The organism is Lyngbya sp. PCC 8106, assembly GCF_000169095.1.
Taxonomy (GTDB): Bacteria; Cyanobacteriota; Cyanobacteriia; order Cyanobacteriales; family Microcoleaceae; genus Capilliphycus.
The window spans coordinates 13,167-35,277 of record NZ_AAVU01000035.1 but is presented as its reverse complement, the minus strand read 5'-3'; the positions used below and the strand labels follow the sequence as shown (position 1 = coordinate 35,277).

Sequence of the window (22,111 nt, the reverse complement as noted above, 5' to 3'; positions counted from 1 at the left end):
TTGATTTGTGGGGAGGTGGGGAGGTAGTGAGTCCACCCCCGTGCGCGGGTTCCCCGCGTTGAGGGGAGTGGCGAACCCGTGCGCGGGAGGTAGGGAGGTAGGGAGGATTTTTATTAATAAAAAGCTATTTTTCCTCGGAAAAAACTCCTCTCCCCATCACCCCATCACCCTTTCACCCCATCAACCCCGGCAATTTTTAACTTAGAATGAAACAGCCCTGGGGAGGTCGGGAGGTCGGGAGGTCGGGAGGTCGGGAGGATTTTTATTAATAAAAAGCTATTTTTCCTCGGAAAAAACTCCTCTCCCCATCACCCCATCTCCCCTCCGCCCTATCTCCCCACCTCCAAAAGAATCCTGATGATACAGGATCACCGAAAAGTGCATCAGATGTTAAACTATTTGAATTAGTGCGAGACGTTCCTGCCAAAGTTGAGGAATAAAACCCGAAACGTAAGCAGGGAAGTGGTTATTGAAAAACATAATCCACTTTAACTTTGAAAATGTGACCTTAAAGGAAGGTCAAACTCGGAGTCAATGGAATTGGATATGAACCCCAACAGGAAGTAATAAACAAATCCAAAAGAGTTAAGGCAATTTCCACAGTGTCAGACTGATTATCAAAACACTGAAGCTGGGAATAACGGGAAATCAGGTATAAGTCAAATACCAAAGGAGTTCTCTAGCCAATTGCCCAAGAATAACGAAAGTGAACGTCTGGCTAGAACCGTCGTGATTATTAAGTAGCGAAACTGACTTGATTACGCTGCGTTCAAAAGAACAAGGGGAAAAGGTATAAGTTTTGTAATACTTATACAAAGAGGTAAGAATTTATTACTGCACTTACACAGACTCCCAAAAGTACCCCGGCGGACAGGACGATTCTAAAGGCAATAACCCCGTTTTCAAGGAACGTTAAAACCCCTCATCTACTCCTACAGAGGTCGAATACTGATAGGTAGCCACAAATCTAAGGCGAATGTTATGAGGGCGAAAGATGGAGTCAGAAGCTAAAGCCTAGATGTAATGTTTAGGATACGCTGATAGATTCCGGTCAAGTTGTTAGGTAAAGTTTCAATTAGCAGTTAAAACGGTGAAAACGAGTATAACCAAGACTACGACTGCATGGAATACAATCAATTGGGCGAAAGTTCAACGGATAGTATTTAAGCTGCAAAAGAGAATTTACCAGGCATCAATATCGGGTCAAAATGCGAAAGCTCGAAAGCTTCAAAAGCTCCTAGTTAAGTCGTATTACGCCAAACTCTTAGCAATAAGAAGGGTTACTCAAGATAACCAGGGTAAGAAAACAGCCGGGGTAGATGGAATTAAATCCATTACACCCAAACAACGGTCAGAACTTGCCAAAAATCTAAGCAAATACCAGAAGGCACCACTCCGAAGGAAATGGATACCCAAATCCAAGGATGAAAAACGCCCTTTAGGAATCCCGACTATACACGATAGAGTAAGGCAAGCTTTGGTAAAATCTGCATTGGAACCACAATGGGAAGCCAGATTTGAGGGGGAAAGCTACGGGTTTAGACCCGGACGTTCAGCCCATGACGTAATGTCACGAATCTTCCAAAGTATCAACAAAGGTGAATATTACATCTTAGATGCTGACATCGCAAAGTGTTTCGACCAGATTAACCATGAACACCTACTGTCCAAAATCGATTGTCCATCAACAATAAAAGCCCAAATCAGACAATGGTTAAAAGCTGGAGTTATGGATAACTGCATATTTGAAGCAACAGAGGCAGGAACCCCACAAGGAGGTGTTATTAGTCCTCTACTTGCTAACATCGCACTGGATGGAATGAGTAGGCTTGTTGAGAAATTCTTTCCAAAAAGAACAAACAACAATAAAAACTACGCAAAAATCATTAGGTATGCAGATGACTTTGTGGTAATTAGCCCACATTTAGAAGTTATTCAACAGTGCCAAATCGCCATCGAAGAATGGTTAAAACCTATTGGGTTAGAACTGAAAACAGCCAAAACCCGTATATGCCACACACTAAGAGAAATTGAGGTAAAAGGCATAAAGGTTAAACCAGGATTCGACTTTCTAGGGTGGAACTTCAGACAATACCCAGTGGGGAAACACCACTCCGGTAAGACTGGTAGTGCGAACTCAAAATTATTAGGGTTCAAAACCATAATAAAACCTAGCAAGAAGGCAATTAAAGCTCACGCGGATAAGGTTAAGGAAGTTATTAAAACTTACAAAACTGCACCCCAATACGCACTAATCAAACGCCTAAACCCTGTAATTAGAGGATGGTGCAATTACCATTCCAAGATTGCCTCCAAAGAGACATTCTCCTCTTTAGACCATATTACATGGCAAAGATTAAGAGCATGGACAGTTAGCAGATGCGGTAAAGCTAGTTACGATAAACTGAGGAAATACTTCAGGAAAAACGGTAATAGGGCATGGAGTTTTGAAACCAAAGATGGTTATAAACTACTAAGCCATGCTGAAACAACTATTAAACGTCACGTAACTATAAGACCTAAAGCATCACCCTACGACGGAAACTGGACTTACTGGAGTACAAGAAAAGGTACATCCTACGATGTTCCCAAACGAGTAGCAAATTTGCTCAAAAAGCAAAAAGGCAAATGTAAATCATCTGGACAATATTTCACCCCAGATGATATTGTAGAAATCGATCATATCATCCCAACGTCAATAGGCGGTAAAGATGAATACAAAAATCTGCAATTATTACATCGCCATTGTCACGACATTAAAACGGCAACCGATGGGTCTTATAACTCAAAAGAAACCGGATGTTCTGATGATAACAGATAACTTGTACTAGGAGCCGTGTGCTGTGAAAGTAGCAAGCACGGTTTTGAATGGGAGTCGGAGGTTGTAAAGCCCCCCTCGACCCCTAATTGCGGGTCAGGCTGACTCGATCTCAATCAAACCAATTGTTGTCTGTTGATAGTAAAAAAACAACAAAGTCAAATCTAGAAATCTTTCTGAGGTCTCGATGTCTGTAGAATTGACACTCCCACGCCGTAAACGGCGGGGATTCTTGGTTCAGCGAGTCCACTTAATACAGATAGGGCGACCTATCTATACCAGAGATGGACTCTCCTCAAGCGTTTTGCTCCATTTCAGCAGCCTGTTTGGGTATGCCCTACCCTACAGTTCAAAACCTAAAATCTTGGTTTCTCTGTACTTGTTGCGTTGCGCCTTTTACCCGTACAAGCTTTCCTGTACGGAACCCCATAACTTCAGTGCGTCAAGGTGCGCTGCCTTTTCGGCGACTGGGTTTTTAGTGTGGTTGATTACCCTTTCCACAAAAGAAAGTTTAGCATCAAGCCGTCCTAAAGGACGGGGCTTGTATCCCAATTTTTTCGGTCAAACTCAAATCCTTCTCAAATCTTTGTGAACTCAGTCGTAGCGAGCATTAGACTTCTCGCTCATCCGAGTTGAGTCAACCGGGTAAAAATCAAAAATCTCCAGACCAGCATCAAGCTTGTCAACGAGAGTGTCAAAGCCTAAGCTTACAATAAATGTTAAAAGTCTAACTGGGTGGAACCCTTCCTGATGAGGAAGCCCCCAAAGATTAATATTGCCAATGGGAACATTGTATTAGATGGCACGTCTCAATCTCACAACTCTACGTCGGCTACAAAACTTACCTCAAATTCCTAGTGTGTGGGAAGGTGATCGCCGTTCGGTGTCTTCGGAGTCCAGTTCTAAGCTCGAAGGAGAGGACTCAGGCAGTAGTAGCGAATGTATTATTTGGGTCGATGGCTCTCAAGGAATGGTACGAGCGATGGATATGGTCGGTTCTGACCTGGGGCCAGAAGTAACCGTGCGAACCTTACTGCGAGCGATGGAACATCCTCAAAGCCCGACTCCTGCGGCTCGTCCTCAAAAAATTGTGGTCAAAGATCGCGAAATTCAATTTTTCTTGCGGGGGGTTCTCCAAGATCTTGAGATCACGATTGAATATGTCCCGGATTTACCCCTAATTGATGAAATCTTTCGCGGACTTCAAGAAGTCGCAGAAAACCGTCCGCCTCAGTTACCGCCTCAACACGCTTCTGCTCTGCAAGAAAAAGCCTACACCATTTGGCAGGATGCTCCCTGGGAAAAACTCGGCGAACACCAAATCATCTCCATCGAACTCAATGAATTTGATGTCACCACCCTCTATATTTCCACCTTGGGTAAATTAGGGATGGATTATGGCATATTGATGTATCGCTCTTTGGACTCCTTAAAACAGTTTCGGGAGCGAGTGGTGCAACATCAACCGCACGATAACCTCGAAGAAGCCTTCCTAACTCAAGACTGTTTATTTGTCACCTATGAGTCCATGTTGGACTTTGAAGACGATGAAGATGAGGATGACGAGAATTTTGCCGATCTGTCCGTTTCCGAAATTCAACCCAGCTTTGGCAATTTACATCCGCTAGAAGGGTTACGTTCTATTCTCTACGAAGAAGAAGCCGCAACAGTATTAGTTACCCTAGAAGCCTTGCATCGCTTTCTGCGAGACTTTCGGCAAAAATTCAAGTCTCACCAGTTTCCAGCCCTTTCTCGTCGCTATCGCATCCCTTTTCTCAAGTCTGATGCCCAGAAAAAGCAAATCATGGTAACAGTGGCAACTCTGCCAGAAGTCGCGAGCGAACTGTTAGACATGGCAAGCACATCCGACAGTGAGGATGAAGACGAATTAGATTTAGAAATGCCGATTTTGCACGATGATCTGGTGCCACCAAAGTCTTTCTTGAGTTTGGGTGTAATGCCTTGGGACACCGCAGAATATTTGCGAAATCACATCCAGTTTCATCAAGCCTCAGAAATCGATATTCCCCAAGACGGTGAGGGTTTACCCGTGATTTTAATTCAAACTTCTAAACCGAAAGCCCAAACCTTGATTCAGACGTTAAAAGCAGCCGGAGGATTGACTGGAATTTGTTTTAATCCCGGCGAAGATCCGATGGCAGGTTGTAATTACGATCTAGGGATTTTGAGAACGGAAAATGGAGATCTACACCTCTTGGGTGAATTTATGGAAGATGACCCCACCCATCAACAAGCCCGTCAAAAATGGGAACAACGATGTCAGAACACTCAGGGCTGGTGTGGTTTAATTATTGCGATGGGATTAACCGGGGCCTCACGGGGTCAGCCTGGGTTTAAAGATATGATGGCACTCTTAGAAGTGCGATCGCTCTCTCCTCAAGAGTTAGGACTCGGGCCGTTACAATTGGTGCCGACTTCGTTCTAGTGTAAATTGAACAAATTTAGAAACGTTTTTGACTTCCAATTTCCCAACAGATTAACCCAGTTTTCTGTAGGTTATTTCAAGATTTTACCAAAAAAAGCGGGTCAAAAGCCCCGTCGTTCACGACGGATTATGTTTGTGCTATGATGGCTTATCGTAAGCGACGAAGATAAATTATGCTCGTATATGAAATGAAGCTGCAAGGAACATATTGCCAGTACCGAAGCTTGGATGAAGCCATTCGGACAGGTCTATTTGTTCGCAACAGCGTCATCAGAGCATGGTTAGATGGTCAAGTTAAAAGCCGCAACGATGCCTACAAGCACTGCAAACTGTTGTCAGACAATCCAGAGTTTCCTTGGGCATCAAGGTTAAACTCAATGGCACGACAAGCACACGCAGAAAGAGCTTGGGCATCAATTGAAAGATTTTATCGGAATTGTAAGCAGAAAATACCAGGCTCCAAAGGATTCCCAAAGTTTAAAAAGTATCAAGTTAGAGCGTCTGTTGAATACAAAACATCAGGATGGAAACTTTCGGAAGATAGGCGTTATTTAACGTTTACTGACAAGTTTCAAACGGGTACATTTAAGCTTTGGGGAAGCCGAAACCTGCACTTTCATCAACTCGAACAAATCAAACGAGTGAGGGTAATTAGAAGACATGACGGGTATTATGCTCAATTTCTGATAGACCATGAACGAGAGGAGAAAAAAGAACTAACAGGAAAACAAACAGGATTAGATGTAGGTTTAAACTATTTCTACACAGATTGTTCTGGTAATCAAATAGACAATCCTCGGTTTTTGAGAAAAGATGAACGCAAGCTGAAAAAGCTGCAACGTCGATTATCTCGAACTAAAAAAGGAAGTCAAAATCGCCAAAAAGCCAGAAACAAATTAGGTAGAGCGCATCTCAAGGTTTCACGCAGGCGTAACGATTGGGCTTGTAAACTAGCCCAACACGTCATACAGTCTAACGACTTGGTAGCGGTTGAAAACCTACGGATTCGCAACATGGTTAAAAACCATCATCTAGCCAAGTCAATTAGCGATGCAGCTTGGTACAGGTTTCGAGAATGGTTAGAATATTTTGGGAGGGTTTATGGGGTTCCAGTTATTGCTGTTGAACCCGCGTATACTTCTCAAAACTGTTCAAATTGTGGCGAGAAAGTTGTAAAAACTCTTGCCACACGGACTCACAAATGTCCTCACTGTGGGTATATTGCTGACCGAGATGAAAATGCCGCCAGAAATATACTGAAATCTGCATTAAAACAACTATCAAATAAAGAAACGGATAAGAAATCGATTAACGGATTAATTTAACTGCGAGTATCAGAGATTTATGCTGTCCTACAGATAACTTAATCCGTTCTTCCGCTTAATATCTGTTTTTAAAATACCGTCGGGCAGACGGAAATTAACGCCTCCCGAGAGAACGTCCTCTGCTCTGTTGGGGAAACTCAACCTAGTAAGTCAGCTCGTGGAAAGAGGAAGCCCAGACAGTGATGTTTGGAATCTCCGTTGTTTACGACGGAGAGGATGTCAAATCTTTATAATAACCGAAAAACTGGGTTTTTTTGCCAATCAATCAAACCTAATTAAAAGTTTTAGTCGTCATCCCAGTCGTCATCCCAGTCGTCATCCCAGTCGTCATCCCAGTCGTCATCCCAGTCGTCATCATCATCCCAGTCATCATCCCAGTCGTCATCATCATCCCAGTCATCATCCCAGTCGTAATTTACACCGCGTCCAGCTACTCCAGTCGGAATTACGGGCGAACCATCAGCACGAGTTACTGAAAACGCATCGAAATCTTCATCATCGAGTATACCCGCAACATTGACAACTTCACCGGGAACTAATTGTAAAAATTGTGCATCGGGTAAATTGGCATCAACTAATAATGGACTGCCATTAATATCAAGCAGAAATTCATCATTATCAACTAAATTAATCACCGTTCCGGTAACAGTTGAACCGGGAACAGTTGGAGGAACACCCATAGGAACAGTTGGAGGAACAACCGCAGTCGGAATTACAGGCGAACCATCAGCACGAGTTACTGAAAACGCATCGAAATCTTCATCATCGAGTATACCCGCAACATTGACAACTTCACCGGGAACTAATTGTAAAAATTGTGCATCGGGTAAATTGGCATCAACTAATAATGGACTGCCATTAATATCAAGCAGAAATTCATCATTATCAACTAAATTAATCACCGTTCCGGTAACAGTTGAACCGGGAACTATTGGAGGAACACCCATAGGAACAGTTGGAGGAACAACCGTCGGAGCAACCGGAGGTATCACCGCAGTCGGAATTACAGGCGAACCATCAGCACGAGTTACTGAAAACGCATCGAAATCTTCATCATCGAGTATACCCGCAACATTGACAACTTCACCGGGAACTAATTGTAAAAATTGTGCATCGGGTAAATTGGCATCAACTAATAATGGACTGCCATTAATATCAAGCAAAAATTCATCATTATCAACTAAATTAATTACCGTTCCGGTAACAGTTGAACCGGGAACTATTGGAGGAACACCCATAGGAACAGTTGGAGGAACAACCGTCGGAGCAACCGGAGGTATCACCGCAGTCGGAATTACAGGCGAACCATCAGCACGAGTTACTGAAAACGCATCGAAGTCTTCATCATCCAATACACCCGCAACATTGACAACTTCACCGGGAACTAATTGTAAAAATTGTGAATCGGGTAAATTGGCATCAACTAATAATGGACTGCCATTAATATCAAGCAGAAATTCATCATTATCAACTAAATTAATTACCGTTCCTGTCACCGTTGTAGCCACCATTGGAGGAATACCCACAGGAACAGTTGGAGGAACAACCGCAGTCGGAATTACGGGCGAACCATCAGCACGAGTTACTGAAAAGGTATCGAAGTCTTCATCATCCAATACACCCGCAACATTGACAACTTCACCGGGAACTAATTGTAAAAATTGTGCATCGGGTAAATTGGCATCAACTAATAATGGACTGCCATTAATATCAAGCAGAAATTCATCATTATCAACTAAATTAATTACCGTTCCTGTCACCGTTGTAGCCACCATTGGAGGAATACCCACAGGAACAGTTGGAGGATTTCCAATCAAAGGATCGGCGGGAATTTCTGGGGGAAGTACGGGTTGATTTCCGCCCAAAACGACAGAACCATCGGGGCGAGTAATGGAGGGGCTATCGATTTCTAAACCGTCAAATTCCCCCACAAAAACGTTAACGCTTTCCCCGATCATTAAACCCAATTGATCGGCGTCTATTGGGTTGGGATCGACAATGGTAGTACCGCCCGACCAATTTAAAGTAAAATCGTCTCCATTGTCTACAAAACCCCCCACAACTCCGGTAACAGTTGCTCCGGGAAATAAACCTGCTAAGGGATTGGGTTCAATCATCTCTTGTCCTGCCTTTCTGAACTCGATGATGTTACTTTAAAAATTAAAAATGACAGGAAGATGACAGGGGGTTGATCTTAGAAAAAATTAGTCGTAAATTTGATAACGAACTAAAGTCCGAAGCTGTGCGGGAGATAAGTTTAGGGTGTGAGAAAGTTCCGCTTCCACACCCGCCACATCTGTCACCGGAAACTCAAATTCTAACTCTTTTAAGGTGGGACTATCGGTATCAATATCGACTTTGGTATAACCTCTTTGTTCGTAAATTTTAGCTTCAATAGAAATCAGTTGTCCTTTCACCACCAGTTCAACTTCTGGTAATGTTTCCCCTTCCACAGATATCCGCTCAATTTGGGGGGCTTCACCCAACACAGCAGCGGTTGTCCAACCCGTTCCCACCCAGAAGATTAAACCAATTAACGGTAAGGGAAACCAAAATTCTAAACCCACTGAATAGGCTATTTTTCGCCAATCTCTCAATTTCATAATCATCTCTGAAATTTTTGTGCTACTTTTAATTATTATGCACTTTTTCCGTCCAGTTTGGACAGTAGCTTTGGCAAGGCTCAACAGGTGTTTCTCTAATTCTAATCTAACAAGATAAATTGATATTTATCGGGGGAGATTCAGGACAAAAGACAATTTTTTATTGTCGGTCAATTGTCTGATAAACTAGAGTAACGAGATAAACAACTGATGAGAATCCTATTAGTTGAAGACGATATAGAACAATTAGAACCCATCCGCACCGCCCTTTCCCAAGCCGGACATATTGTGGATGGAGTTGAAACGGGAGACACCGCCCAATGGTTAATGGGCGAAACCGATTATGATTTACTGATTTTTGATTGGATGTTACCCGCTGTTTCTGGAGTTGAACTATGTCGCACCTATCGAAGTATGGGAAAAACAGCACCCGTTTTGCTTTTAACCGCTAAAGATACCACTGCTGACAAAGTAATTGGGTTAGATAGCGGGGCGGATGATTACCTGGTTAAACCGATAGATTTACTCGAACTTCTCGCCCGAATTCGCGCTTTGGGGAGACGTTCTCCCCACTGGTTGGGAGATAGTTTAAAATTGGGGGATTTAGAATTAAATTTAGCCCGTTTGTGCGTACAAAGAGAAGAAAAACAGGTTCAACTTTCGGTTAGAGAATCGCAACTTTTAGAATATTTTCTCCGCCATCCCAACCAAGTTTTAAGCCGAGATCAAATCGAACAATCTTTATGGGAATGGGATAACCCCCCCGAAAGTAATGCAGTCAGTACCCTCGTCAGACGTTTAAGACAGCGTTTAGGACAAGTGGATGCAGCCAACTGGATAGAAACAGTCTACGGTTTAGGATACCGAATTAATCAGCCCAATGTTTAGTCAAAGTCGTCGGAATTTAGCCCGTTGGTTTACTTGGTCAATGGGGGGAATTTTAATTCTATTTGCCCATTTTATTTATTATATCGAAACTCGCCACCAACTGCGATCGCTCGATAGTGCGTTATATGATCGAACCAACGCCCTCGCTTCAACGGTTGAATTGAACACCCGCCAAGCCCAACCCAAACTAGAATTTGAAAACCTATTAATGTTGCGGAATAATTCCGGGTTTGGCAATGAATTAAAATATGTTCGCTGGTACAATCGAGAAGGGAAACTGGTTCAGTTTGTTGGAGAAACACCCACCGAAACTATCCGCTTAAATTCCGGCTTTAAAAGCTTAACGATTTATCAAAATATTCAAGTCAGAGAATTAACCCTCGCTGTCATACACAATCAAATACTGATCGGCTATTTGCAAGTCGCAACCTCCCTAGAACCCTTAGAAAACACCATAAACACCCTGCGTTTATTTTTAAGTATTGGAGTGCCGATCACGTTGGGAATTATTGGTTTAACCGGTTGGTTGTTGGGCGGAATGGCAATGCAACCCATTCGTCAATCTTACGAAGCCCAAAGCCGATTTACCGCCGATGCTTCCCACGAATTACGCGCCCCTTTAGCCGCCATTCTCAGCAACGCCCAAGTCGGTTTACTCGCCCCAACTTGCGATGAAATTCCCCGCCAACGCCTAGAAAAAATCGTTAATTTAACCAAATCAATGACAGTTTTAATCGGTCATTTATTGCTGTTAGCCCGTCACGAAGGTAAACTCAATCCCGAGTTATTGCCAACCGTTAATATCGTTCAAATTTTGACGGATTTAGCAACATTTTATCAAGACTTAGCCTTAGACCAAAATTTCATCTTTTTGACTCAACTTCCCCAACAGTCTATTTTAATTCGCGCCGAACCCGAGTTACTGCGTCAAGCCATTGAAAATCTTCTCAATAATGCTTTTAAATATACAAATTCGGGAGGAACAATCAGCCTAAAATTAATCTATGAATCCCGTTGGGTAATGATTACGGTAACAGACACCGGAATGGGTATTCCGCCCAAAGATTTACCCCATATTTTTGATCGCTTTTATCGGGTCGATCAAGCCCGAACCCGCAAAACAGGCGGCTTTGGCTTGGGGTTGGCGATCGTTAAACAAATTGTCGAAGCCCATCAAGGCTATGTGCGGGCCACAAGTATCGTCGGAGTGGGTTCTACCTTTACCCTCGAACTTCCCCGACTCGACAGTTGAGAAGATGCAGGGAGTAGGGAGGAAAGAGGCAACAGGCAGTTAGTTATCAGTTATCAGTTATCAGTTATCAGTGTGTACTCTTCACGGGTCACGGGTCACTGAAAAACTGGTCACTGTCAAACTGGTCACTATTTTGTTTGTATCTCCGCGCATTTTAATTTCAGTATTTTCACGGAGAAGTTGGCGATGGTTTTGACGGGCGATCTAAATATTTTTATATACGGCTGAAAATCAAGACAGAATTCAATTAAGAAGCGGATGAAATTCCAAGACAACGGCGATCGCCTTTGATCTGACGGTCGCCGTTTAGAGATCAAAGATGGCACAACAGACTAGCCGACAAAAGCTGTAAAGTTAGTTTCGCTCAAAGCGCTCGCCTGTACATCGTTGAGAATCGCCAACTGCTGGCCGTCGAGACCGATCACAGTTGAGGTTCCATCTTGAGTCAGGGTTAACGCTTCAAAGCTTAAACCGCCGCCCAAAGCGATCGAGTCCTGAGCGAGTTGGAAATCCTGGATGGTGTCCGTACCGCCACCGGAGAAGAGAATAAAGCGATCGCGACCCGTTCCGCCAGAAATCAGGTCATCGCCTTCATCGCCGAACAACCAATCATCCCCCTGTTCTCCGGCGAGGGTATCTTCCCCGGAACCGCCGTAGAGAGTATCGCCGTCTTCTCCCCCGCAAAGGCGATCTTGGTCTCGATCGCCAAACAACATATCATTGCCGCTACCGCCACAAATGGTATCCCGCCCGGGGGCATCACTAATGGTTTGGTTATCGTTGATATCGCCGTAGAGGGTGTCGTTGCCCTCGTTGCCGCAGAGTTGGTCATTGCCCAAATCCCCGTACATCAGGTCATCGCCGGCTTCACCGTAGATGAGATCATCCTCTTTCCCGCCGCGAACGGTATCATTTCCAACCCCACCGCTGAGGGTATCATTACTGCGACCGCCATTGATGAAATCATCACCGGCCCCCCCCCAGAGCAAATCAATCATCCCACTCAGACCGCGTTCAGATTCGATCTCGCTTTCATCAAGGGTATCACCAATAAGAGTGTCATTGCCCTGATCGCCGTGCAGGGTGTCATTACCTTGATCTCCGAAAATCATATCATCGTTTTTGCCCCCGAAGGCGAAGTCATCTTGCTTGCCGCTAAACATCAGGTCAGCACCGGGGCCACCTTGCATTAAATCATCATTGCCGTGACCGTGAAGGGTATCATTATCCTCAACATTAGCCGACGCTGCCAAGCCGTTATTGCCTTCAGTACCGATCAGGGTGTCCCGACCGTCTCCTCCCAGGATAAAATCGTTACCTTGGTTGCCAAATTGGAGGTCATTACCAACACCGCCATACATCGTATCGTTGCCGTCAAAAGCTTCAATGCGGTCATCTCCCCCAAAGGCAAACACCACATCACTACCGAGCGAACCGGCGACGATATCATCAGCGTTATCACTGCCATCAATAACGTTATCGAAGGCATTAAACAGACTCGGAGTCAAATTTAAACGTTCGGGTAGGGGAACAGTACCAAACTCAGGCAAAGGAGGACAGTCACAACCGCCATCATCAATGGGTTCACCCCGAGGAATTGAACTGTCCTCTTCCAACGTCAGGCGTACAGTCCCCACGTTAGAAACCGTATCGTCATCATCGGTGGCGGTGTAAGAGAAGCGAATTTCTCCTGTAAAATTCGGATTGGGTTCAAAGCTCAGTTGTTCAGCTTGAGAGGGGGTTAGACGCCGAACTTGTTCTAAGCTGGTGATTTCTTCGCCATTGAGAAACAGAGTACCATTCGGGGGTAATTCGGTGATGGTGTAGAAATTAACCCGACCATCTCGGTCATTCCCTTTTAACGGGGGGACTGGAAAACGATTTCCGTCATTGGGAACAGTCGTGATTTGATCTTCGACGACAGGCGGTAAATTAGCGGGGGGTTCAAAAGGTTCAGGGGTGGTTGGGGGAATAGAGGGAGTTGGGGGAAGGGTGGGAACGGAGAAGGCGCTAACGGGAATGGTGATATTAGCTACGTTAGAATTAGCGCCATCATCGTCTGTCACGGTGTAAGTAAAGGTGACGTTTCCGACAAACCCGCTATTGGGTTGGAAGCTGAGGTTATCGAGTTGATCTGGGGTTAACCGTTGAACCCCAGCGGGGTCTGTTACCGCCACACCATCGAGCAACAGTGTACCTTGTCCGGAGTTGGGTATTGAAAAGTTAATCCGTTCTACTGTACCATCGGGGTCGGCAAAGTTCGCCGCAGACAACGGTAAAGGAATGGCGGGGCTGTTGTTGAGAATGGATGTATTTTCAACGTCCTCGGCTGTAGGCGGTTGGTTGGAGTCGGGACTGACGGTAACGGAAATATTGGCGGGTTGAGAAGTTGCTCCCGACCGGTCGGCTACGGTGTAGGGAAGGGTGACAACACCGCTAAAGTTATTGGCCGGGTTAAAGGTGACCGAGAAATTGGGATACAAGCCCCGTTCTTTTAGGACGGCTTGTGCGATAATTTAAGTGGTTGAAATCCCCACCTAAGAGTGCAGCGATATATACTCATCAGATCAGAGTTGAAACCGGGACTGCTCCAGTAATAGGGAAAGACCGAAGGGCAATGGTTAAAAATCCAACCTGGAAGCAAAGCGAAAAGTATTGTTAATATTTCAAAAAAAAACGATACATATTAGTCGCCATAGGGCATTGGGAGACTCTAAACGGACATAGAGGGACTGTAAGACTACCTTGGTAGCAGGACTCGTTGAAGTGTCAAGAATCCCCGCTCGTAAACGAGCGGGGAGTATGTCAATTGACCTTGATCGTTAACGGCAAAGGTTCCCCCGGGTAAAACGATCTCCCGGTCGAGTTCCGGAGTTGCCGGATCGAGGTCTATTTGGGTCAGGTCAACGTTTTCATCCGGATCGGTAATGTTATCAGTGAGGTTAAACTCGATCGGGGTTTCAAAAGGAGCATTTACATTTTCATCGGTTGCGGTTGGGGACTGGTTTTGTTGCGGGGGTTGAACGGGTTCGGGTTCGCGAATATCATTGACGGTCAGGTTGAACGGAGGCAGTGCAACGCTTGTGCTTCCGTCGGTAACGCTGATGATGATATTTTCGGTGATACCCACATCGCCGTCGGTTGGGGTTCCCGATAGTTCTCCGGTTGTACTGTTAAAGATAGCCCAATTGGGTTGGTTGGCGATGGAAAAACTGGGAGTATCGCCGTCTGGATCGCTAAAAACGGGTGTAAAGGTGTAAGGACTATCCTCATCGACGCTGATAGCCGGAGTACCGGAAATTGTGGGAGCTTCATCAACGTCGGTGACGGTAATTTCTAAGGGTTGAGTGACGTTTCCGCCGTTGCCATCATCGACGCTAACTTCCAACTGGTAAACGTTATCGCCGTCTGTATCCCCCGGATTTTCAAAGTCGGGAGGGTTGACAAAGCTGATCTGTCCGGTAGTGGAATTAATGTTAAACCGGGAGCGATCTGCACCGCCGGTGAGCGAGTAGCTGGGAGTGTCGCCGTCGCCATCGGTGACGGTAATTGTGATCACCGTGTTGCTGTTTTCGTTGACGTTTACCGTTGCTGGCGAGGTGATGTTCGGGATATTGTTGGCGGGGATGTCGTCATCAACGTCGGTGACGGTAATTTCTAAGGGTTGAGTGACGTTTCCGCCGTTGCCATCATCGACGCTAACTTCCAACTGGTAAACGTTATCGCCGTCTGTATCCCCCGGATTTTCAAAGTCGGGAGGGTTGACAAAGCTGATCTGTCCGGTAGTGGAATTAATGTTAAACCGGGAGCGATCTGCACCGCCGGTGAGCGAGTAGCTGGGAGTGTCGCCGTCGCCATCGGTGGCGGTAATTGTGATCACCGTGTTGCTGTTTTCGTTGACGTTTACCGTTGCTGGCGAGGTGATGGTCGGGATATTGTTGGCGGGGATGTCGTCATCAACGTCGGTGACGGTAATTTCTAAGGGTTGAGTGACGTTTCCGCCGTTGCCATCATCGACGCTAACTTCCAACTGGTAAACGTTATCGCCGTCTGTATCCCCCGGATTTTCAAAGTCGGGAGGGTTGACAAAGCTGATCTGTCCGGTAGTGGAATTAATGTTAAACCGGGAGCGATCTGCACCGCCGGTGAGCGAGTAGCTGGGAGTGTCGCCGTCGCCATCGGTGACGGTAATTGTGATCACCGTGTTGCTGTTTTCGTTGACGTTTACCGTTGCTGGCGAGGTGATGTTCGGGATATTGTTGGCGGGGATGTCGTCATCAACGTCGGTGACGGTAATTTCTAAGGGTTGAGTGACGTTTCCGCCGTTGCCATCATCGACGCTAACTTCCAACTGGTAAACGTTATCGCCGTCTGTATCCCCCGGATTTTCAAAGTCGGGAGGGTTGACAAAGCTGATCTGTCCGGTAGTGGAATTAATGTTAAACCGGGAGCGATCTGCACCGCCGGTGAGCGAGTAGCTGGGAGTGTCGCCGTCGCCATCGGTGGCGGTGATGGTGGTGACGGTGGTGGTATTTTCGTTGACGTTTACCGTTGCTGGCGAGGTGATGGTCGGGAGGTTGTTGGCGGGGATGTCGTCATCAACGTCGGTGACGGTAATTTCTAAGTTTTGACTGGTTGAACCCCTGCCATCATCGACGGTGACTCGCAAGGTATAAACGTTATCGCCGTCTCTATCCCCCGGATTTTCAAAGTCGGGAGGGTTGACAAAGCTGATCTGTCCGGTGGTGGAATTAATGTTAAATAGGGAGCGATCTGCACCCCGGAGCGAGTAGGTGAGGGGGTCGCCGTCGTCATCGGTGGCGGTGATGGTGGTGACGGTGGTGGTATTTTCGCTGACGTTTACCGTTGCTGGCGAGGTGATGGTCGGGAGGTTGTTGGAAGCCAGTTCCGTCGCCCCCCCGGAAGAGAAAGTAACAAAGTTGGAGATGGTCTCCGTTTCGGTTAGACGTCCGAGGTTGTACTGAATGGCAACACCATTATCTGTTGCGGAGGTTGAATTAAAGTTGTTGTTGAGATTGCCCCCGTTGTCGATCAGAGCATAAGGCGAGCTATAATCACCTGAGAACCACTGGGAAAATTCGGGTTCGTTTTCGGCAAATCCCATAACGATTTCATTTTCTTCTCCTGCGTTTTGCCGTACCCCGATGAACTTCGGATTTTCGTTGCGGCTTTCCATCGCAGTATTTGAATCTGTTAAGCCGTAGGCAGGCCCTTCGTCGTTATCTCCGAGTTGCGAATCAAAGTGTTGATAGAGCTTGATCTCGCGGTTGTTTCCCGCAGGAGCGGTAACGTTAAACCCGTTGGAGAAGAAATCGTTGGGAGCGACGTAGCTGGCGACCCATTCAATCTGAAACTCTGTAGCCGGGTCGTAGCTGCCGTTTTCATTGATATCCGTGTACAGGGTGGTTGTCACCGCGTATGGGTTATCTGCGGTTCCCCCACCGGAGACCTCGGATTGATCGAGCAACCGTAGCAAGGGGTTATCGTTAAAATCGCCGCTTTCCCCGCTTGGGTTGTTGCCGATATAGGTCGTGTCCCCCACCGCAAAAGCGATTCCGACACTCGTCTTAAATGCGGAAATCTGTTCTGAACCGTCTCGGACAACTTGGAAGGTTCCGTCGTCATTGATCGTTATTTCCAAGCCTTCGCTACCCTCTGCGCCTCCCGTTGGATTGATCGTTTGCGCGAACACACCTGGATATTCTGCCAACACTTTGGAAGAAAACGCCAAACGCGAGAGGTCGATGTTTCCCGTTCCTGCAACGCTTGTCAGTTGCCAACTTCCACCCCGTTCGGGCGAACCCACGACGGTATTTGATGCGTACACCTCTGCTGCGGTCAGTTTGGCGAACCGTTCAACGAAAGCGCGGGAGTCCCCACGCTCAGTGAAGCGTAGCGAAACGGCGTGGGGAGGAATAGCGCAGCAATTGAGGGACTCGATGCCCCGAAAATTGCTACTTGACAATTCAGCTTCACCTTCGTTAAGCTAGAAAACATTTCGTGAAGGTTTATCTGTGAAGCAAGTTGTGACCGCCAAGTGAAAATTAGACCTGTCTCCAGAGCAAAAAGAAGCTGTGAGACAGGTCACTTTGGCTTATCGGGATGCACTGAGCTACGCTTCTCGGGTAGCCTACGCCAACAACAAACTGAGTAATGGAACGAAACTCCAGAAACTCGTCTATTACGACATCAGGGATTTATTTAAGCTTCCTGCCCAGATGTCGTGTAACGTCCCTCGCCAAGTCGGTGCAACCTACAAAACGCAGTGGACAAAATTCAAACAAAACCAGCAAGCGATTAAAGACGGGAAGACGAAGAAACTGTTTAAGGGGTTAGATCACCCTTGCAAGTTTTCTTCCCGAACCTGCACCCTCAATTACCAACGAGATTATTCCTGGAAAAAAGATAATCAGGTGAGTTTAGTTACCCTGTCAGGTCGCATTGTTGTTAAATATTCTGGCTACAACAAGCACATTGACTGGATTAAACAGGGAGCAAAAATTGGTTCCGCCAAAATCTACTATACTGCTTGATCGAGAACCTATTACTTGTTAGTCAGCTTAGAAATAGACTTGCCCGATATCGACCCCTACACCATTAAACAGGTGCAAGGTATCGATGTCGGGCAACGTTTTTTAGCTGTGTCCGCCAAAACAGACAACAGCAGTCAGTTCTTTTCTGGTAAAGCGATTAGACATAAAGCTAATCGCTATCACAAAACCAGGAAATCCTTGCAGAGGAAAGGCACTCGGTCAGCCCTCGCGCAGATTAGTTGCGTTATCTGGCAGAGAGAGACGGTTTACCTCTGACGTGAACCACCAAATCAGTAAACAGATTACTCAACCTCACAGCTTAATTGGATTAGAGGATCTTTTGCACATTAGAGAACGAACTCGTTCTAAATCTGGGAAAAAAGCGAGTAAGAAGCAGCGCAAGGCTAATCGCAATAAAGCGAAGTGGTCTTTTGCTGAACTTCATTCCTTCATTGACTACAAGGCGGTGTTGAATCAGTCTTTAGCTGTAAAAGTACCAGCCCAGTTCACATCTCAGATGTGTCCCAGATGTGGATATATCTCCAAAAAAAATAGACCCAATCAGGGTCTAACTTTTAAATGTGAGTGTTGTGGCTATACACTCCATGCTGATTTGGTGGGAGCGCGAAATGTAGCCATGAGAACATTGCTTGTTCGGCAAGACTGGGCAAGTACGGGGATTTTGTCAGTATCCCCCGATGTGTCGGACGAAGAAACCAAAGCTAAGAATCTGCAAAGATTCTTAGAGTTGAGGTGGAGTCCAGATACAAGCCCCGACCTCAGCGTTAGCGGGTCGGGGTAATTGACTGCCGTCTCGATCCCCATCTATGATTTGAACTTCTATTTCTGATTTGATCTCGTCCAAGAGAGATTGATAGCGATCTACATTGGCATCGATAAAAACAATAGTTTTCCGGAGGTTGAGAGAAATCGAAGAAAACTGAATGGTCTGAACCAAGCGTAAAGACGGACCGTTGAAAATATTGAATTGAGACATGGGTAGCACTCTCGTTGAATAAAAAAAATCAGAAATTTTTCAGAAGAAGGGTAATACCGCGATCGCGAAAGTCACCAAGTCAGAAGTCAGAAGTATATATACCAGGGGTTTCAGCTAAACCATCGGTATCTCAACTTTAGAGAAATGGTATAACTCGCCAATTTTTTGAAGCACAAGGAATCAGCACCATTGCTTTTCAAAAAAAGCCGTGGTTCTCTCAAGCGATGCCATTGTTTTGCCGATTAATAGACGGGTCAAACAATGCCGCTACTGATTGATTAGTGCGCGGGTTTGATGCTCTTTTATATCCCAGAGAAAAACGACAGATCTAGCTTGGGTATCGTGTAAATTTGTCCCAAACTGTCTGATTCTTTAACAATGCCATTGCCGATATATAGATGCGTTAAAACAATGCCATTGCCCATCTATTAATGCGCGGGTTTGATGCTCTTTTATATCCCAGATATTAATGATCAATCCAACGGGAGCTGTGAAACTTTATCCCAAAATTTGGATTTCTCAAACAGTTAAAGTTGCTCTTCTGTAGATGCGTCAAAACAATGCTGTTACTGTTCCCTGATTACTTAAGTAAATCCTATCACACCATTCTCTTGGAGGGCAACACCACCGTAAAAATAACGAGGCGGATCGGCTCAAATGCTTATGTAAACTGCGTCGGAGTCACCTCAAACTGACTGACGATCAAGAGTTATGCGGCTAAAATGGGATCGGGGTTGGCTAACAAATCCGCTTCGGTGTAAGCCCGGCTCTAATTGTACCAAGAAAGGGGGTTCCAAAGAAACAGTATTCTCGCGGAGGTTTGGGGGGAACAGACAAAAGATTTTTCCAGACCCAGCCCGAGAGTGTTTAGATTCTCATTTTTTGTTACAATCTGTGAAGACAATAGGTTATGGATGGGCAGAATGCGGGTTGCGATCGCTGGAGCAGGTTTAGCAGGTATGGCCACAGCCGTCGATCTTGTCGAGGCTGGACACCAAGTTGAAATTTTTGAATCTCGTCCCTTTGTAGGCGGTAAAGTTGGCAGTTGGGTTGATCCCGATGGCAATCATGTTGAGATGGGATTACACGTCTTTTTTGGTTGTTATTACCATCTGTTTGATTTAATGAAAAAGGTAGGAGCCTTTGAAAACCTACGGTTAAAAGAGCATTCTCACACTTTTATTAACCGTGGGGGAATGACCGGAAGTTTAGATTTTCGCTTTATTACAGGCGCCCCGTTTAACGGACTCAAAGCCTTTTTTACGACCTCTCAGCTTTCGTCTTATGATAAGTTTAAAAATGCCCTCGCTTTAGGTACAAGTCCTCTCGTTCGTGGACTGGTAGACTTTGAGGGGGCGATGAAAATAATTCGAGAATTAGATCGGATTAGTTTTGCCGATTGGTTCCGCAGTCATGGCGGTTCAGAAGGTAGTTTAAAGCGGATGTGGAACCCGATTGCCTATGCACTGGGTTTTATCGATACGGAAAATATATCCGCCCGGTGTATGCTGACTATTTTTCAATTTTTTGCAGCAAAAACTGAGGCTTCGGTGTTGCGAATGTTGGAAGGTTCGCCCCATGAATATCTTCATAAACCGATTATTAATTATCTCGAAGAACGAGGCGCAAAAATCTACACCCGACGGCGAATTAAAGAGATTCTATCGACAGAAATAGAGGGCAAAACCTATGTAACAGGAATGGTTGTCGCTTCAGGAGAAACCCAAGAAACGATCACAGCGGATGCTTATGTTTGTGCTTGTGATGTTCCGGGAGTGCAGAAAGTATTACCGCAAGATTGGCGCAAATGGTCGGAGTTTGATAACATTTATAAGCTTGATACGGTGCCGGTTGCAACTGTACAATTGCGCTTTGATGGTTGGGTCACAGAACTCAAAGATCCTCAGCAACGCCAACAGTTAGAACGGGCGGTTGGCATTGATAATTTGTTGTATACTGCCGATGCTGATTTCTCTTGTTTTGCTGATTTAGCCTTAACCAGTCCGGGGGATTATTATCGTCAAGGTGAAGGTTCATTGTTGCAATTAGTATTAACGCCCGGAGATCCGTTTATCAAACAAAGTAACGAAGAAATTGCCCAACACGTTCTCAAACAGGTGCATGATTTATTCCCCTCCTCCCGAGAACTTAACATGACCTGGTATAGTGTGGTTAAATTGGCTCAATCTCTCTATCGAGAAGCGCCGGGAATGGATCTTTATCGTCCGCCTCAAAAGACTCCTGTTGCTAACTTTTTCTTGGCTGGAAGTTACACCCAACAGGATTATATTGATAGCATGGAAGGCGCGACAATTTCCGGTTTTCAAGCCGCACAAGCGATTTTAAATAATACAGCTAATTTGATGAAACCCTCAGTGGTGACAACAGGTTAACTGATAATGGTTCGGGAAAGTTTGAATCTTTAACGTTTGTTAATGCTTGTCTCTTTCCCTCTCTTGCTTTAAAAATCTACTCTATAAACTCGAAAATATAATGGCAGACTGGTTAGAACATAGTGTTCAAGTTGAAGTTCCAATTCCGATAGAATTAGCCTGGAGTCTTTGGTCTGATTTAGAACAAATGCCCCGGTGGATGAAGTGGATTGACTCGGTTAAAATTCTCGAAGATAATCCAGAATTATCCCGGTGGAAATTGGCAGCAGGGCGGTTTGAATTTAGTTGGTTGTCTCGGATTTTGAAACAGGTTCCCTATCAAGTTATTCAGTGGGAATCGGTTGATGGTTTACCGAATCAAGGGGCAATTCGTTTTTATGATCGTCATGGGAGTAGTATTGTTAAACTAACGTTTTCCTATGCGATTCCGGGGATTTTGGGTAAACTGATGGATAATTTGTTTTTGGGACGAGTCGTTGAATCAACGATTCAAGAAGACCTAGAACGGTTTCGGGATTATGCCTTAGCCGTTCATGCTAAATCCTAAAATAAATAAAAAATTGATTAATTTTTAACTCAAAAGACGTTCCAAACAAGCAAATGGAAGAACAATCGGCCAGAACAATGTAGCCTCTAGCAAAATTAACCAAGACATACCGTGAGTTTTGGGAGTCGATTGATCGCCTATAAACGTACTTAGACTAACTACAAACGTGGCTACAGCACCCAGAATATAAACAGATTCCAGCATAATCATTAAGATGCAAACTGTGATTAATTTTTTCACCTCGTCTGTTATAGCATAGGTTTCTGTTCATATCAATTTTTATTTATC

The 22,111-nt window shown here is 45.2% G+C and carries 15 protein-coding genes; 9 read left to right on the top strand and 6 right to left on the bottom strand.

The window, feature by feature from the left end; all coding sequences use genetic code 11:
- Nucleotides 1-1,090: 1,090 nt before the first annotated feature.
- From ltrA to L8106_RS20710, 3 genes are all read left to right on the top strand, one after another.
- Nucleotides 1,091-2,821, top strand: coding sequence for a group II intron reverse transcriptase/maturase (gene ltrA / locus L8106_RS20720; RefSeq protein WP_009786401.1), 1,731 nt, complete (start codon nucleotides 1,091-1,093; stop codon nucleotides 2,819-2,821).
- A 796-nt stretch (nucleotides 2,822-3,617) separates the two neighbouring features.
- Nucleotides 3,618-5,264: a DUF6930 domain-containing protein gene (locus L8106_RS20715; protein ID WP_009786400.1), complete on the top strand. Its 1,647-nt coding sequence runs from the start codon at nucleotides 3,618-3,620 to the stop codon at nucleotides 5,262-5,264.
- Nucleotides 5,265-5,437: 173 nt separating this feature from the next.
- On the top strand, nucleotides 5,438-6,589 hold the full coding sequence (locus tag L8106_RS20710) for an RNA-guided endonuclease TnpB family protein (RefSeq protein ID WP_009786399.1): 1,152 nt from the start codon (nucleotides 5,438-5,440) through the stop codon (nucleotides 6,587-6,589).
- A 284-nt stretch (nucleotides 6,590-6,873) separates the two neighbouring features.
- On the opposite strand, the gene L8106_RS20705 is transcribed toward L8106_RS20710, so the two are convergent.
- Both L8106_RS20705 and L8106_RS20700 read right to left on the bottom strand, forming a co-directional pair.
- Nucleotides 6,874-8,706, bottom strand: coding sequence for a hypothetical protein (locus L8106_RS20705; RefSeq protein WP_009786398.1), 1,833 nt, complete (start codon nucleotides 8,704-8,706; stop codon nucleotides 6,874-6,876).
- Between the two features lie 87 nt (nucleotides 8,707-8,793).
- Nucleotides 8,794-9,192 carry a hypothetical protein gene (locus L8106_RS20700; RefSeq protein WP_009786397.1) on the bottom strand — a complete coding sequence of 133 codons (399 nt, stop codon included), beginning with the start codon at nucleotides 9,190-9,192 and terminating at the stop codon, nucleotides 8,794-8,796.
- Between the two features lie 210 nt (nucleotides 9,193-9,402).
- Here L8106_RS20700 and rppA point away from each other — a divergent pair, with 210 nt between their 5' ends.
- Complete coding sequence (gene rppA / locus L8106_RS20695; RefSeq protein WP_009786396.1) at nucleotides 9,403-10,080, top strand: two-component system response regulator RppA; 678 nt, start codon at nucleotides 9,403-9,405, stop codon at nucleotides 10,078-10,080.
- A complete protein-coding gene (locus L8106_RS20690) occupies nucleotides 10,073-11,332 on the top strand; it encodes a cell wall metabolism sensor histidine kinase WalK (protein ID WP_009786395.1) in 1,260 nt (419 codons plus the stop codon). The genes rppA and L8106_RS20690 overlap by 8 nt, the downstream gene beginning before the upstream one ends.
- 332 nt (nucleotides 11,333-11,664) lie before the next feature.
- Here the strand turns inward: L8106_RS20690 and L8106_RS29870 are convergent, their stop codons facing one another.
- Both L8106_RS29870 and L8106_RS29865 read right to left on the bottom strand, forming a co-directional pair.
- Nucleotides 11,665-13,815 (bottom strand): Ig-like domain-containing protein, encoded by a 2,151-nt coding sequence (locus L8106_RS29870; protein WP_009786394.1) that lies wholly within the window; start codon nucleotides 13,813-13,815, stop codon nucleotides 11,665-11,667.
- Between the two features lie 257 nt (nucleotides 13,816-14,072).
- Nucleotides 14,073-17,318: a cadherin domain-containing protein gene (locus tag L8106_RS29865; protein WP_071941430.1), complete on the bottom strand. Its 3,246-nt coding sequence runs from the start codon at nucleotides 17,316-17,318 to the stop codon at nucleotides 14,073-14,075.
- 109 nt (nucleotides 17,319-17,427) lie between these two features.
- Here L8106_RS29865 and L8106_RS33855 point away from each other — a divergent pair, with 109 nt between their 5' ends.
- The gene (locus L8106_RS33855; protein WP_009786392.1) at nucleotides 17,428-17,886 is read left to right on the top strand and encodes a transposase; all 459 of its coding nucleotides are present in this window, start codon (nucleotides 17,428-17,430) and stop codon (nucleotides 17,884-17,886) included.
- 277 nt (nucleotides 17,887-18,163) lie between these two features.
- Nucleotides 18,164-18,688, top strand: a complete 525-nt coding sequence (locus tag L8106_RS34575; RefSeq protein ID WP_009785161.1) for a zinc ribbon domain-containing protein — start codon at nucleotides 18,164-18,166, stop codon at nucleotides 18,686-18,688.
- On the opposite strand, the gene L8106_RS20670 is transcribed toward L8106_RS34575, so the two are convergent.
- Nucleotides 18,629-18,883, bottom strand: coding sequence for a DUF4347 domain-containing protein (locus L8106_RS20670; RefSeq protein ID WP_009786391.1), 255 nt, complete (start codon nucleotides 18,881-18,883; stop codon nucleotides 18,629-18,631). The genes L8106_RS34575 and L8106_RS20670 overlap by 60 nt on opposite strands.
- A gap of 923 nt (nucleotides 18,884-19,806) precedes the next feature.
- Between L8106_RS20670 and zds the strand changes: the two genes are divergently transcribed.
- Nucleotides 19,807-21,276 carry a 9,9'-di-cis-zeta-carotene desaturase gene (gene zds / locus L8106_RS20665; RefSeq protein WP_009786389.1) on the top strand — a complete coding sequence of 490 codons (1,470 nt, stop codon included), beginning with the start codon at nucleotides 19,807-19,809 and terminating at the stop codon, nucleotides 21,274-21,276.
- Between the two features lie 100 nt (nucleotides 21,277-21,376).
- Complete coding sequence (locus L8106_RS20660) at nucleotides 21,377-21,823, top strand: SRPBCC family protein (protein WP_009786388.1); 447 nt, start codon at nucleotides 21,377-21,379, stop codon at nucleotides 21,821-21,823.
- Nucleotides 21,824-21,847: 24 nt separating this feature from the next.
- Here the strand turns inward: L8106_RS20660 and L8106_RS20655 are convergent, their stop codons facing one another.
- On the bottom strand, nucleotides 21,848-22,027 hold the full coding sequence (locus tag L8106_RS20655) for a hypothetical protein (RefSeq protein ID WP_039896850.1): 180 nt from the start codon (nucleotides 22,025-22,027) through the stop codon (nucleotides 21,848-21,850).
- Nucleotides 22,028-22,111: the final 84 nt, after the last annotated feature.

Coding starts and splice junctions, on each gene's coding strand:
- L8106_RS20715 (WP_009786400.1), top strand. CDS start 3,618: ATGGCACGTCTCAATCTCACAACTCTACGTCGGCTACAAAACTTACCT.
- L8106_RS20710 (WP_009786399.1), top strand. CDS start 5,438: ATGCTCGTATATGAAATGAAGCTGCAAGGAACATATTGCCAGTACCGA.
- L8106_RS20705 (WP_009786398.1), bottom strand. CDS start 8,706: ATGATTGAACCCAATCCCTTAGCAGGTTTATTTCCCGGAGCAACTGTT.
- L8106_RS20700 (WP_009786397.1), bottom strand. CDS start 9,192: ATGAAATTGAGAGATTGGCGAAAAATAGCCTATTCAGTGGGTTTAGAA.
- rppA (WP_009786396.1), top strand. CDS start 9,403: ATGAGAATCCTATTAGTTGAAGACGATATAGAACAATTAGAACCCATC.
- L8106_RS20690 (WP_009786395.1), top strand. CDS start 10,073: ATGTTTAGTCAAAGTCGTCGGAATTTAGCCCGTTGGTTTACTTGGTCA.
- L8106_RS20670 (WP_009786391.1), bottom strand. CDS start 18,883: ATGTCTCAATTCAATATTTTCAACGGTCCGTCTTTACGCTTGGTTCAG.
- zds (WP_009786389.1), top strand. CDS start 19,807: ATGCGGGTTGCGATCGCTGGAGCAGGTTTAGCAGGTATGGCCACAGCC.
- L8106_RS20660 (WP_009786388.1), top strand. CDS start 21,377: ATGGCAGACTGGTTAGAACATAGTGTTCAAGTTGAAGTTCCAATTCCG.
- L8106_RS20655 (WP_039896850.1), bottom strand. CDS start 22,027: ATGCTGGAATCTGTTTATATTCTGGGTGCTGTAGCCACGTTTGTAGTT.